Source organism: Zhengella sp., from assembly GCF_041397485.1.
Classification (GTDB): Bacteria; Pseudomonadota; Alphaproteobacteria; order Rhizobiales; family Rhizobiaceae; genus Zhengella.
The window spans coordinates 1-13435 of sequence record NZ_JAWKWO010000006.1 but is presented as its reverse complement, the minus strand read 5'-3'; the positions used below and the strand labels follow the sequence as shown (position 1 = coordinate 13435).

Sequence of the window (13435 nt, the reverse complement as noted above, 5' to 3'; positions counted from 1 at the left end):
CCCGTCTGATATATCAAGCTTGACCTCTTCTTGCCTCGCCTGATATATCACATGCAAAAGCGATGGAGGCAAGTCATGTGGCAAGGCGTTTTCCCGGCGGTGACAACCAAGTTCACCGAGACCGACGAACTCGATCACAAGGAAATGGAGCGCTGTTTCGCGCTGCAGATGGAAGCGGGCTGCGACGGCATCATCGTCGGCGGCTCGCTGGGCGAGGGGCCCATGCTCTCGCCGGAGGAAAAGCTCGACGTGTTCCGGACGGCAAAGGGCGTGGCCCAGGGCAAGCCGGTGCTGATGACGATCAACGAGGCGGGCACACGCGAGGCCTGCGAAAGGGCGCGCGAGGCGAAGGCGGCCGGTGCGGACGGGCTGATGGTCGTGCCGTCCATGGTCTATCATGCCGACCGCGATGAGGCGGTGGCGGGTCTGCGTGCCGTGGCCGAGGCCGGCGACCTGCCGGTGATGATCTATTCCAACCGCATCGCCTACCGTGTCGACGTTTCGGTCGACATGATGGAGGAACTGGCGGACGACTGGCGGTTCGTCGCGGTCAAGGAAAGCTCCGACGACATCCGCCGCTCCACCGACATCATCAACCGGCTGGGCGACCGCTATGACCTGTTCACCGGCGTCGACAATCTTGCCTTCGAGGCGTTGTCGGTCGGCGCCATCGGCTGGGTGGCAGGCCTTGTCACGGCCTTCCCGCGCGAGACGGTGGCCATCTACCAGCTCATGAAGCAGGGCCGCCAGGCCGAGGCGCTTGCCATTTACCGCTGGTTCCGGCCGCTGCTCGATCTCGACGTTTCCAGCTACCTGGTGCAGAACATCAAGCTTGCGGAGGTTCATGCCATCGGCACGAACGACCGTGTGCGGGCACCACGCCGGCCCTTGTCCGGCACGCGCCGGGCGCAGGTGGAGGCGGTGATCCGGTCCGCGCTGGACAGCCGTCCGGTCCTGCCGGAGTTCTGACGGGATAGCATCATGACGCAAGGCAAGCCCTCCGTTCTCATCATCGGCGGCGGCATCATCGGCGCGGCAAGCGCGGCGCTTCTGGCCAGTCAAGGCCATGCGGTGACGGTGGTCGACAGGTCCGGCATCTGCGAGGAAACGAGCGCGGGCAATGCGGCCGCATTCGCCTTTTCCGACCTGCTGCCGCTGGCGCACAAGGGCATGATGCGGCAGGTGCCGCGCTGGCTGATGGACCCGCTGGGGCCGCTTTCCATTCCGCCGCGCCATTTCCTGCCGATCCTGCCCTGGCTCCTCCGCTTCATGGCGGCGGGCCGGCCGGGCCGGTTCGATGCGGCACTTGCGGCGCAGGCACAGTTGATGGAGCTGGCACGCAGCGAATGGGCCGCGCTGACGGCATTGACCGGTACGGAGGGGTTCCTGCGCCGCGATGGCTGCCTGGAACTGTATGACAGCGAGGCCAGTTTCCATGCAGCGAGAGCTGGCTATGCAGCACGGGAACGCCACGGCGTCGCCTTCGACATTGTGGAAAAGACGCGGCTGGCGGAGTTCCAGCCGGGCCTCTCGGCGCATTTCGCCAAGGGTGTCTTCATTCCTGGCTGGATGACGGTGTCTGATCCGAAGCTGTTCGGCAAGGCGCTGTTCGAACATGCCGAACGGGCGGGCGCGACCTTCGTGAAGGCGGATGTCGAGCGCATTGCATTGCCCGGGGCCGCGCCTTCGGTGCGGCTTGCCGGCGGCTTCAGCCTTTCGGCCGATCGTGTTGTGATCGCCGCGGGCGCATGGTCGCACCGGCTGGCGGGGCCGCTCGGTGACCGCATTCCGCTGGAAACCGAGCGCGGCTACAACACCACGCTTCCGCCCGATGCGTTCGATCTGAAGCGCCAGCTCGTCTTCTGCGACCATGGTTTCGTGGCCACGCCGCTGGAAACAGGCATCCGCATCGGCGGCGCGGTGGAACTGGGCGGGCTGTCCCTGCCGCCCGACTACCGGCGCAGCCGCGCCATGCTGGACAAGGCGAAGCGTTTCCTGCCCGCGCTGGAAACGGGTGGCGGGCGCGAATGGATGGGCTATCGCCCGTCGCTGCCCGATTCCCTGCCGGTGATCGGGGCCTCGCGCGCCGGCGCACAGGTCATCCACGCCTTCGGTCATGGCCATCTTGGCCTGACGCAGGCGGCGGCAACGGCGCGCCTTGTGCGCGACCTGGTTTGCGGCCAGACTCCGGCCATCGGCCTTGCGCCCTATTCCCCGCAACGCTTTTGAGAGACCGCCATGGCGCGCCATTCCTTTTTCTGCATCGACGGCCACACCTGCGGCAACCCGGTGCGTCTGGTTGCAGGCGGCGGGCCGCTGCTGACCGGTGCGACCATGATGGAGCGCCGGGCGGACTTCCTGGCCAATCATGACTGGATAAGGACCGGGCTGATGTTCGAGCCGCGGGGCCACGACATGATGTCCGGGGCCATCCTTTACCCTCCGACGCGCCCGGATTGCGATGTGGGCGTGCTCTATATCGAGACGTCGGGCTGCCTGCCGATGTGCGGGCATGGCACGATCGGGACGGTGACGATGGCGGTGGAGCACGGGCTGGTGCGCCCGAAAACACCGGGGGTGCTGATGCTCGACACGCCGGCGGGGCCGGTGAAGGCGGAATACACGATGGACGGCGAGTCTGTGCGGGAAGTGCGGCTGACCAATGTTCCCGCTTACCTCCATGCAACGGGCTGGGAGGTGGAGTGCCCGGTGCTCGGCCCGCTGACCGTCGATGTCGCCTATGGCGGGAACTTCTACGCCATCGTCGAACCGCAGGCCAATTACCGCGACATGGCCGACCACAGCGCGGCCGACCTGATTGCATGGAGCCCCGTGATCCGCCAGCAGCTCAACGAGCGCTACAGGCTGGCGCATCCGGAGAAACCGGAGATCGACCGGGTCACGCATGTTCTGTGGACGGGAAAGCCCACCGTGCCGGGCGCCCATGCCCGCAATGCCGTTTTCTATGGCGACAAGGCCATCGACCGCAGCCCGTGCGGCACGGGCACGTCGGCGCGCATGGCACAACTGGCGGCACGCGGCGCGCTGAAGGCCGGGGACGAATTCGTGCACGAATCGATCATCGGATCGCTTTTCCGTGGCCGCGTGGAGGCTGAAGCAACCCTCGGCGAGCGGAATGCCATCGTGCCCTCGATCGCCGGATGGGCCGTGATGACGGGCCTCAACACGATCTTCATCGATGACCGCGATCCGTTTTCAACCGGTTTCTCGGTGCTGTGACCGTGAGGGCAGGGCGCAGTCCGATTCAGGCGGTTTTGCAAAAAAATCTTGTAAACAGCCCAAAACTTGCAAGAAGCCTTTTTCGAAGGTCTGAAATTTCGGCAAGGATGCAAGGACTTTTCGGATTGCCGGTGATAGGAACGCAGATCAAGCCGCCTCGGGCGGCGGGTCTTGGAGGGTAGACCTGTGCGATTGCGGCCGCATTGCCAAAGCCGGTTGTCTTGTCGCGGGGAGCCGCTAAGAATAACAAAAGGGTCCAGCGCCTTCGGGCAGTGCCGGACTGTCCGTGAGAGGCAGCCGGGCAACAGGGGAACGGCATGGAATATTTTGTCCAGCAGCTCATAAACGGGCTGACGCTCGGCTCGATCTACGGGCTGATCGCGATCGGCTACACGATGGTTTATGGCATCATCGGCATGATCAACTTCGCCCATGGCGACATCTTCATGGTCGGTTCGTTCATCGCGCTGGCCCTGATCGTGGCCATCGGGCTGACGGCCGGGTCCAGCATCGGCTTCATCATCCTGGCCCTGCTGATCGTGCTGATCATTTCCATGATCTTCACGGCGGCCTGGGGATGGACGGTCGAAAGACTGGCCTATCGGCCGCTGCGCGGCTCGTTCCGCCTGGCGCCGCTGATCACGGCCATCGGCATGTCCATCGTGCTGCAGAACTTCGTCCAGGTGACGCAGGGCGCGCGCGTGAAGCCGCTCCAGCCGATCATCTCCGGCGGCGTGACGATCATGGAAGGCGTGACCGAGAACGGGCCGATCGTGGTGCAACTTTCCTACATGCAGATGCTGATCATCTTCCTGACGACGGCGCTGATGGTCGGGTTTACCCTGCTGATCACCAAGACCTCGCTCGGGCGGGCGCAGCGAGCCTGCGAGCAGGATCAGAAAATGGCGGCGTTGCTCGGCGTCAATGTGGACCGGACGATTTCACTCACCTTCGTGATGGGGGCGGCGCTGGCGGCCGTGGCGGGGCTGATGTTCCTGCTGCTCTACGGCGTGATCGATTTCTATATCGGCTTCCTGGCCGGGGTGAAGGCATTCACCGCGGCTGTTCTGGGCGGCATCGGCTCACTGCCCGGCGCCATGCTTGGCGGCCTGCTGATCGGGCTGATCGAAGTGTTCTGGTCGGGCTATTTCACCGTTGAGTACAAGGATGTGGCGGCGTTCTCGATCCTGGCGATCGTGCTGATCTTCCTGCCCTCGGGCCTGCTTGGCAAACCGGAAGTGGAGAAGGTCTGATGGCGCACCAGCCTACTGAAACAACGACACCGGAAGGCGCCCAGCGGCTGGCGGAAGAGCGGCGCGACGCGCCGGAAATCGTGCCGGCGAAAGATCCCAACTCCATGGCGGCGTTGGTGAAAGAGGCGTTGTGGGCTTCCTTTCTCGTCGGTGTCCTGGGGTTCTTCTTTCTTGGCCTCAGAACCGACATCGCGCCGGGCGGCCTCGTGCTGACGACACAATGGGCGGTCTGGTTCACGTCGATTTTCTTCGTCTTTTTCGGGCGCATGCTGATCACGACATTGCCCTCCGAGGAATATTCGAACGCCATTCGTCTTCTTGTGGCTGGTTCCTTCCTGGCCGTCTTGATCGTCATGTTTTACCTCAACATGAGTTCGGGTGGCCTCGGAACTGCGTTTCTTCTGGGTTCAATCGTGGGGGCGGTCCTCATCGTCGCCGTTTACCTGGTCGGTCGATTGGTCCGAGGCAGTGGAACTGCGTTAACCCAGAGCAATGAGGAGGCTGTTGCCGGAGCAGCCTGGTGGCTGAAGCGCATCCTGTTCGCCTTCGCGCTGGTGCTGCCCTTCTTCTTCACCTATTTCTTCCCGCAGAAGGATCGGCAGTTCATCGACCTTGCCATCCTGATCATGACCTACATCATGCTCGGCTGGGGGCTGAACATCGTCGTCGGGCTGGCCGGACTGCTCGATCTGGGATACGTGGCCTTCTATGCGGTTGGAGCCTATTCCTTCGCGCTTCTGGCGCAGTATTTCGATTTCGGGTTCTGGATGGCGCTGCCGCTGGCCGGCTTGCTGGCGGCCTTCTGGGGGCTGATCCTCGGCTTTCCGGTGCTCAGGCTGCGCGGCGATTACCTTGCGATCGTGACTCTGGCCTTCGGCGAGATCATCCGCGTGGTGCTGCTCAACTGGTACCAGTTCACCGGCGGTCCGGACGGTATTTCCGGCATTCCCAAGCCGACACTGTTCGGGCTGGAATTCAAACGCGGCGAAGGCGGATTCGCCGATTTCTTCGGCATTGCCTACGACCCGATCCAGCGGTTCATCTTCCTCTATTACATCATCTTCATCCTGGCGATCATCACCAACCTGGTGACGATGCGGATGCGCAAGATGCCGATCGGCCGGGCCTGGGAAGCGCTGCGTGAAGACGAGATCGCCTGCCGGTCGCTTGGCATCAACACGACGAACACGAAGCTGACCGCCTTCGCGCTTGGCGCCATGTTCGGTGGCTTCGCAGGCTCGTTCTTCGCCACGCGGCAGGGCTTCATCTCGCCGGAAAGCTTCACCTTCCTGGAATCGGCCATCATCCTGGCCATCGTCGTTCTGGGCGGTCTTGGCTCGCAGATCGGCGTTGTCATCGCGTCCGTCGTGATGATCGGCGGCATCGAATTGCTGCGCAACCTGGGTTTCCTCCAGAACATCTTCGGTGACGGCTTCGAACCGACCCAGTACCGCATGCTCATCTTCGGGCTTGCCATGGTGGGCATCATGGTCTGGAAGCCGCGCGGGCTGGTCTCGTCGCGTGACCCGTCCGCCGTGCTGAAGGAAAAGAAGAAGATCGGCGCCGACATGGTGGCGCAGGGCGAGGGGCACTGATCATGGCCGAGGCGATGGAAATCAAGGCCGCCGGCGCGGCCGCGAACTGGGACGCCGATCCCGTGCTGACGGTGGAGCATCTGACGATGCGCTTCGGAGGGCTGGTCGCGATCAATGACCTGTCCTTCAATGTCGGGCGCGGCGACATCACCGCGCTGATCGGGCCCAATGGCGCGGGCAAGACGACCGTCTTCAACTGCGTGACCGGCTTCTACAAGCCGACCGAAGGGCGCATCGTGATGCGTCACGGGCCGGGCCGGCAGGCGGAAGCCGTGGAGGCTGTGACCGACACCAACCGGCAATGGGACAAGACGGCGAACGGAGCCGTCTTCCTGCTGGAGCGGATGCCGGATTTCGAAATCTCGGCGCGGGCCAAGGTGGCACGCACGTTCCAGAACATCCGCCTGTTCAGTGGCATGACGGTGCTGGAAAACCTCCTCGTGGCCCAGCACAACATGCTGATGAAGGCGTCCAACTTCACCGTTGGCGGTCTTCTCGGCCTTTCCGGATACCGGTCTGCGGAGCAGGAGGCCATCGACAACGCGGTCTACTGGCTGGAGCGAACGCACCTGATCGACCGCGCCGACGATCCTGCCGGCGACCTGCCCTATGGCGCGCAGCGGCGGCTCGAAATCGCACGCGCCATGTGTTCGAAGCCGCATCTGCTTTGCCTGGACGAGCCGGCGGCGGGCCTCAACCCGCGCGAGTCGGCCGAACTCAACGAATTGCTGCAATATATCCGCGGCGAGCATGGCACTTCGGTGCTGCTCATCGAGCATGACATGGGCGTGGTGATGGAGATTTCCGATCACATCGTCGTGCTCGACTACGGGCAGAAGATCTCCGACGGCGATGCCGATGCCGTTCGCAACGATCCCAAGGTCATCGCAGCCTATCTCGGCGTGGATGACGAGGAGGAAATCGACGATCCGGAGATCCTCGAGGACCTGGAGGGCGCCAGACATGGCGACGACGGGGATGCCGGCAAGCCGCAGTCTCCCATTGCCGCGATGAGCACGCATGCCGCAACCGGCGCAATGCCGGGCGGCGCGGGGCAAGCGGCATCCGGCAAGGACGCGGCGGCGCTTCCCGGTTCCAAGCCGGCCGTTCTGGCGGCAGCCGAGGGGACGGCCGACAACCTCACCCGCATCAAGGGAATCGGGCCGGCAAACGAGAAGAAGCTGAATGACCTGGGGATCTTCCACTTCTCGCAGATCGCTTCCTGGACGGAAGCCGAGGCGGAATGGGTGGGGGCCTACATGGCCTTCCCCGGCCGCATCGAGCGCGAGGACTGGATCGGACAGGCCCGGCAGCTTGCCGACGGTGGCGACACCGAGTTCTCGCGGCGCGTCGATGCCGGCAAGGTATCGAGCAGCCGCACGGGCAATGGCAAGACAGGGGGCAAGGCATGAGCGACCAGAACGAGCTGATGCTCCAGGTCCGCGGCGTCGAGACCTATTATGGCAAGATCATCGCACTGAAGGGCGTTGACGTCGATGTTCACCGCGGCGAGATCGTCACGCTGATCGGCGCCAACGGCGCGGGCAAGTCGACGCTCATGATGACGATCTGCGGCAAGCCGCAGGCGCGGAACGGGCAGATCGTCTATGACGGGCAGGACATCACGACCATGCCGACGCATGAAATCATGCGCATGGGCATTGCCCAGTCACCGGAAGGCCGGCGCATCTTCCCGCGCATGACGGTGATGGAAAACCTTCAGATGGGTGCCTCGCTCGTCGACGACAAGCATTTCGACGACGACCTGAAAAAGGTGTTCGACCTGTTCCCGCGCCTGAAGGAGCGCATCTCGCAGCGCGGCGGCACGCTTTCGGGCGGCGAGCAGCAGATGCTGGCCATTGCGCGGGCGCTGATGAGCCGGCCGAAACTGCTTCTGCTGGACGAGCCGTCGCTGGGTCTGGCGCCGCTGATCGTCAAGCAGATCTTCGACGCCATCCGCGATCTCAACCGCAATGAGAGGCTGACGGTGTTCCTGGTGGAGCAGAACGCCTTCCACGCGCTGAAACTGGCGCATCGCGGCTATGTCATGGTCAATGGCGTGATCACCATGTCGGGTACCGGGCAGGAACTGCTCAAGCGCGAGGAAGTGCGCGCGGCCTATCTGGAGGGCGGCCGCCACTGAGCGGCTGCCGGACACAACCGAAACCGGTGACAAGCACCGGAGGGGAACGAGATGGAACATACGCCCTCTTTGCTTTGGGAAGTGACCTTCTTCGAATTTTTCGTCGTCACCTGCGTTCTGGGCGGCGGGGCAGCATGGATGACGGGACGTGCCGTCGCCAATACATGGAAACCGATGGCGAGTTTCGCGGTCTACCTGCTCCTGCTGGCGGCGGCGGTCCGGTTCATCCATTTCTCGCTGTTCGAGGGCAACCTGATCGCGCCTTGGTATTACCTGGTCGATCTCGTGGTCCTGGCGGTCATCGGCTATGCCGGCTACCGTTATACGCGGGCCGGGCAGATGGCCGAACAATACCGCTTCAACTTCTCGCGCAGCGGTCCGTTTGCCTGGAAAAGGTTTTGAAGTTTCGTTCTGCCCTGCGGTTAATCCTGTTGAAAAAAGAAACAAAAACAGGAAGGCAGGGCGCTTTATTTCCTTTCCGTTTTGGGCTTTGATGCCCATCAAGCGGATTGGAAATCCGCATGGCCGGAAGCCGGACAATCACCCGCCGCGCCGGCCGGATCACCGTTAAGGGTGCAAATGGGAGTCATCATGAAAAAGGCACTTCTTGCTGGCGTTGCGCTGAGCTTCGCATTCTCCACTCCGGCCCTGGCCGATATCATCATCGCCACGGCCGGTCCGATGACGGGCCAGTATGCCTCCTTCGGCGAGCAGATGAAGACCGGCGCCGAACAGGCTGTTGCCGACATCAATGCCGCCGGTGGCGTCAATGGCGAAATGCTGAAGCTGGAAATCGGCGACGATGCCTGCGATCCGAAGCAGGCGGTGGCCGTGGCCAACCAGTTCGCCGGCCAGGGCGTGGTCTTCGTTGCCGGCCATTTCTGCTCCGGTTCCTCGATCCCGGCTTCCGCCGTCTATGCCGATGAAGGCATCGTCCAGATTTCGCCGGCCTCGACCAACCCGAAGTTCACCGACGAGCGTCCGGGCCCCGGCGTCTACCGCGTCTGCGGCCGTGACGACCAGCAGGGCGAAGTTGCGGGCAAGTATCTGAAGGACAATTTCGGCGACCAGAAGATCGCCTTCGTCCATGACAAGACCGCCTATGGCAAGGGCCTTGCCGATGCCACCATGGCTGCCTTCGAGGCCAATGGCGGCACCCCGGCCCTCTACGAAGCCTATACCGCCGGTGAAAAGGACTATTCGGCCCTTATCTCCAAGCTGAAGGCAGAAGGCGTCAGCGTTCTCTACGTGGGCGGCTATCACACCGAGGCCGGCCTCATGGCGCGTCAGGCCAAGGAGCAGGGCATGGATCTCCAGATCGTCTCCGGCGATGCGCTCGTCACCGACGAATACTGGGCGATCACCGGCGATGCCGGCGAAGGCACGCTGATGACCTTCTCGCCGGATCCGCGCGGCTACCCGGAAGCCAAGGCCGTCGTGGACAAGCTGGAAGCTGCCGGCAAGACCACCGAGGGCTATGTGCTCTACACCTATGCGGCGATCCAGGCCTGGGCCGATGCGGTAAAGGCCGCCGGTTCCACCGATTTCGACGCGGTCACCAAGGCGCTGAACGATGGCGATTTCAACACCGTCCTGGGTTCGTTGTCCTTTGACGAGAAGGGCGACGTCTCGCTGCCGGGCTATGTCTTCTACAAGTGGTCGGACGGCAAGTACAACCAGATGAACTGATCCGGTCCAGCACGGACCAGACCGGACCCGGTCCCCTTCGGGGGGCCGGGTTTTCCTTTTTGGCAGTCGCCAGACCGGGCGCGTCGCAAATGCGTCTGGCATTTCATCGCAAACAAACTTAACAATCGCTTTTGCACCGCAGCACACAATGCGGTACACACGATCAATTCAAACGATTTAAGCGGAGACCTTCCCCTTGGCCATCCGAAAGATCCTCGTCGCGAACCGATCCGAAATCGCCATTCGCGTGTTCCGCGCTGCCAATGAACTGGGCCTCAAGACGGTCGCCATCTGGGCCGAGGAGGACAAATATTCGCTGCACCGGTTCAAGGCGGACGAAAGCTACCAGATCGGACGCGGGCCGCATCTGGAGCGCGATCTGGGTCCGATCGAGGCCTATCTGTCGATCGAGGAAGTGATCCGGGTCGCAAGGCTTTCGGGAGCCGACGCCATCCACCCGGGCTACGGCCTGCTGTCGGAAAGCCCGGAATTCGCGGAGGCCTGCGCGGCCAACGGGATCGTCTTCATCGGGCCGACGCCGGAAACCATGCGGCGGCTTGGCAACAAGGTGGCGGCGCGCGACCTCGCCGTTGAAATCGGCGTGCCCGTGGTGCCGGCCACGCCGCCCTTGCCGGATGACATGGCGCAAGTGCGCGCGATGGCCGAAGAGGTCGGCTTCCCGGTCATGCTGAAAGCCTCCTGGGGCGGTGGCGGGCGCGGCATGCGCGTCATCCGTTCCGAGGCCGACCTTGAGCGTGAGGTGCGCGAGGCCAAGCGGGAGGCCAAGGCGGCGTTCGGCAAGGACGAGGTCTATCTGGAAAAGCTGGTGGAGCGGGCGCGCCATGTCGAGGTGCAGGTGCTGGGCGACACGCATGGCAATGCCGTACATCTGTTCGAGCGCGATTGCTCCATCCAGAGGCGCAACCAGAAGGTCGTGGAGCGGGCCCCGGCGCCCTATCTCGATGACGCCAAGCGTTCGGAACTGGCCGGTTACGCGCTGAAAATCGCGCAGGCGACGAATTATGTCGGCGCGGGCACCGTCGAATTCCTGATGGATGCCGGGACCGGTGCGTTCTACTTCATCGAGGTCAATCCGCGCATCCAGGTCGAACACACGGTGACGGAGGAAGTCACCGGCATCGACATCGTCAAGGCACAGATCCACATTCTGGAAGGGGCGGCCATCGGCACGCCGGAATCGGGCGTGCCTGCGCAAGCCGACATCCGGCTCAACGGCCATGCCCTGCAATGCCGCATCACAACGGAAGATCCGGAACAGAATTTCATTCCCGATTATGGCCGGATCACCGCCTATCGCGGGGCCACCGGCTTCGGTATCCGGCTGGATGGCGGCACGGCCTATTCCGGGGCGGTCATCACGCGCTTCTACGATCCATTGCTGGAAAAGGTGACGGCCTGGGCACCGACGGCAGACGAGGCGATCCTGCGCATGGACCGGGCGTTGCGCGAATTCCGCATTCGCGGCGTGGCGACGAACCTGACCTTTCTGGAAGCGATCATCGGTCATCCGAATTTCCGCGACAATTCCTACACGACGCGGTTCATCGACACGACGCCCGAACTGTTCAGCCAGGTGAAGCGGCGCGACCGCGCCACCAAGCTGTTGAACTACATTGCCGACGTTTCGGTGAACGGTCATCCGGAAGCACGCGGGCGGCCAGAACCCAAGGCCGATGCCGCGCCGCCCGCCGTGCCTTTTGCCGGTGGCGACATTCCCGACGGCACGAAGCAGCGGCTCGACCGGGACGGACCGGAGGAATTCGCCGCCTGGCTGCGCGCCGAAACACGCGTGATGATGACCGACACCACGATGCGTGACGGGCACCAGTCGCTGCTGGCCACGCGCATGCGCACCCATGACATAGCGCGCATCGCCGGCACCTATGCGCGTGCGCTGCCGCAACTGCTTTCGCTTGAATGCTGGGGCGGTGCGACCTTCGACGTCTCGATGCGCTTTCTCACCGAAGATCCGTGGGAACGGCTTGCGCTGATCCGCGAAGGGGCGCCGAACCTTCTGCTCCAGATGCTGCTGCGCGGGGCAAACGGCGTCGGCTACACCAATTACCCGGACAATGTGGTGAAGCATTTCGTGCGCCAGGCGGCGGCCGGCGGGGTGGATCTTTTCCGCGTGTTCGACTGCCTGAACTGGGTGGAGAACATGCGTGTCGCCATGGATGCGGTGCGCGAGGAAGGCAAGCTGTGCGAAGCGACGATCTGCTATACCGGCGACCTGCTGGATGCCAACCGTCCGCAATACGACCTGAAATATTATCTCGGCCTGGCGCGTGAGCTCGAAAAGGCGGGCGCGCATGTCATCGCTGTCAAGGACATGGCGGGCCTGCTGAAGCCGGCGGCCGCGCGCACGCTGTTCACCGCCTTGCGCCAGGAAACGGGCCTGCCGATCCATTTCCATACGCATGACACGTCCGGCATCTCGGCGGCAACGGTTCTTGCCGCCATCGATTCCGGCGTTGACGCGGTCGATGCAGCCATGGATGCGCTTTCCGGCAACACGTCGCAGCCCTGTCTGGGCTCCATCGTGGAGGCGCTCAAGGGCTCGGAGCGCGATCCGGGTCTCGATCCGGAATGGATCCGCCGCATCTCCTTCTACTGGGAGGCGGTGCGCAACCAGTATGCCGCTTTCGAAAGCGACCTGAAGGGGCCGGCCTCGGAGGTGTATCTTCATGAAATGCCCGGCGGGCAGTTCACGAACCTGAAGGAGCAGGCGCGTTCGCTGGGGCTTGAAACGCGCTGGCATGAGGTGGCGAGGGCCTATCACGACGCCAACCTGATGTTCGGCGACATCGTCAAGGTGACACCGTCCTCCAAGGTGGTGGGCGACATGGCGCTGATGATGGTCAGCCAGGACCTTTCGGTGGCCGATGTGGAAAACCCGCAAAAGGACATTGCCTTCCCCGATTCCGTGGTCGCCATGCTGAAGGGCGATCTCGGCCAGCCGCCGGCCGGCTGGCCGGAGGGGCTGCAAAAGAAGGCGCTGAAGGGCGAGGAGCCCTACACGGTGCGTCCCGGTGCGCTGCTGGCCGATGCCGATCTCGTTGCCAAGCGCGCGGAACTGGAGGAGAAACTCGGACGCGAGGTGAGCGAGTTCGAATTCGCCTCATGGCTGATGTATCCCAAGGTTTTCATCGATTTCGCCAATGCACAGGAGGAGTACGGCCCGGTCAGCGTTCTTCCGACGCCGGTCTATTTCTACGGCATCGAGCAGGAGGAGGAGATTTTCGTCGACCTTGAAAAGGGCAAGACGCTGGTCATCCGCTGCCTCGCCATCGGCGATACGGACGAGAAGGGCATGCGCACGGTCTTCTTCGAACTGAACGGCCAGCCGCGCCGGGTGAAGGTGCCCGACCGCATTCACGGGGCATCCGCCGCCAAGGCACGGCCCAAGGCCGATGCCGGCAACGAGATGCATGTCGGCGCGCCGATGCCCGGCGTCATCTCCACCGTGGCGGTATCTGCCGGCCAGGCGGTCAAGG

At 63.4% G+C, this 13435-nt stretch carries 10 protein-coding genes; all 10 read left to right on the top strand.

Annotated elements, in window-relative coordinates:
• Positions 1–75 precede the first annotated feature (75 nt).
• Positions 76–969 (top strand): dihydrodipicolinate synthase family protein, encoded by an 894-nt coding sequence (locus R3D65_RS17130; RefSeq protein ID WP_371276498.1) that lies wholly within the window; start codon positions 76–78, stop codon positions 967–969.
• Positions 970–981: 12 nt separating this feature from the next.
• The gene (locus R3D65_RS17125) at positions 982–2229 is read left to right on the top strand and encodes an NAD(P)/FAD-dependent oxidoreductase (protein WP_371276497.1); all 1248 of its coding nucleotides are present in this window, start codon (positions 982–984) and stop codon (positions 2227–2229) included.
• A 9-nt stretch (positions 2230–2238) separates the two neighbouring features.
• Complete coding sequence (locus tag R3D65_RS17120) at positions 2239–3240, top strand: 4-hydroxyproline epimerase (RefSeq protein WP_371276496.1); 1002 nt, start codon at positions 2239–2241, stop codon at positions 3238–3240.
• Positions 3241–3557: 317 nt separating this feature from the next.
• A complete protein-coding gene (locus tag R3D65_RS17115) occupies positions 3558–4493 on the top strand; it encodes a branched-chain amino acid ABC transporter permease LivH (protein WP_371276495.1) in 936 nt (311 codons plus the stop codon).
• A complete protein-coding gene (livM, locus tag R3D65_RS17110; RefSeq protein ID WP_371276494.1) occupies positions 4493–6088 on the top strand; it encodes a high-affinity branched-chain amino acid ABC transporter permease LivM in 1596 nt (531 codons plus the stop codon). Before R3D65_RS17115 ends, livM begins: the two co-directional genes overlap by 1 nt.
• Before the next feature lie 2 nt (positions 6089–6090).
• A complete protein-coding gene (locus tag R3D65_RS17105) occupies positions 6091–7500 on the top strand; it encodes an ATP-binding cassette domain-containing protein (protein WP_371276493.1) in 1410 nt (469 codons plus the stop codon).
• Positions 7497–8231, top strand: coding sequence for an ABC transporter ATP-binding protein (locus R3D65_RS17100; RefSeq protein WP_371276492.1), 735 nt, complete (start codon positions 7497–7499; stop codon positions 8229–8231). Before R3D65_RS17105 ends, R3D65_RS17100 begins: the two co-directional genes overlap by 4 nt.
• Positions 8232–8282: 51 nt before the next feature.
• Complete coding sequence (locus R3D65_RS17095; RefSeq protein WP_371276491.1) at positions 8283–8633, top strand: DUF6867 family protein; 351 nt, start codon at positions 8283–8285, stop codon at positions 8631–8633.
• A 189-nt stretch (positions 8634–8822) separates the two neighbouring features.
• The gene (locus R3D65_RS17090) at positions 8823–9920 is read left to right on the top strand and encodes a branched-chain amino acid ABC transporter substrate-binding protein (protein ID WP_371276490.1); all 1098 of its coding nucleotides are present in this window, start codon (positions 8823–8825) and stop codon (positions 9918–9920) included.
• A gap of 196 nt (positions 9921–10116) precedes the next feature.
• Positions 10117–13435: pyruvate carboxylase (gene pyc, locus R3D65_RS17085; RefSeq protein ID WP_371276489.1), on the top strand; the 3319-nt coding region annotated here is incomplete at its 3' end.

Coding starts and splice junctions, on each gene's coding strand:
- R3D65_RS17120 (WP_371276496.1), top strand. CDS start 2,239: ATGGCGCGCCATTCCTTTTTCTGCATCGACGGCCACACCTGCGGCAAC.
- R3D65_RS17105 (WP_371276493.1), top strand. CDS start 6,091: ATGGCCGAGGCGATGGAAATCAAGGCCGCCGGCGCGGCCGCGAACTGG.
- R3D65_RS17125 (WP_371276497.1), top strand. CDS start 982: ATGACGCAAGGCAAGCCCTCCGTTCTCATCATCGGCGGCGGCATCATC.
- R3D65_RS17100 (WP_371276492.1), top strand. CDS start 7,497: ATGAGCGACCAGAACGAGCTGATGCTCCAGGTCCGCGGCGTCGAGACC.
- R3D65_RS17115 (WP_371276495.1), top strand. CDS start 3,558: ATGGAATATTTTGTCCAGCAGCTCATAAACGGGCTGACGCTCGGCTCG.
- R3D65_RS17095 (WP_371276491.1), top strand. CDS start 8,283: ATGGAACATACGCCCTCTTTGCTTTGGGAAGTGACCTTCTTCGAATTT.
- R3D65_RS17090 (WP_371276490.1), top strand. CDS start 8,823: ATGAAAAAGGCACTTCTTGCTGGCGTTGCGCTGAGCTTCGCATTCTCC.
- R3D65_RS17130 (WP_371276498.1), top strand. CDS start 76: ATGTGGCAAGGCGTTTTCCCGGCGGTGACAACCAAGTTCACCGAGACC.
- livM (WP_371276494.1), top strand. CDS start 4,493: ATGGCGCACCAGCCTACTGAAACAACGACACCGGAAGGCGCCCAGCGG.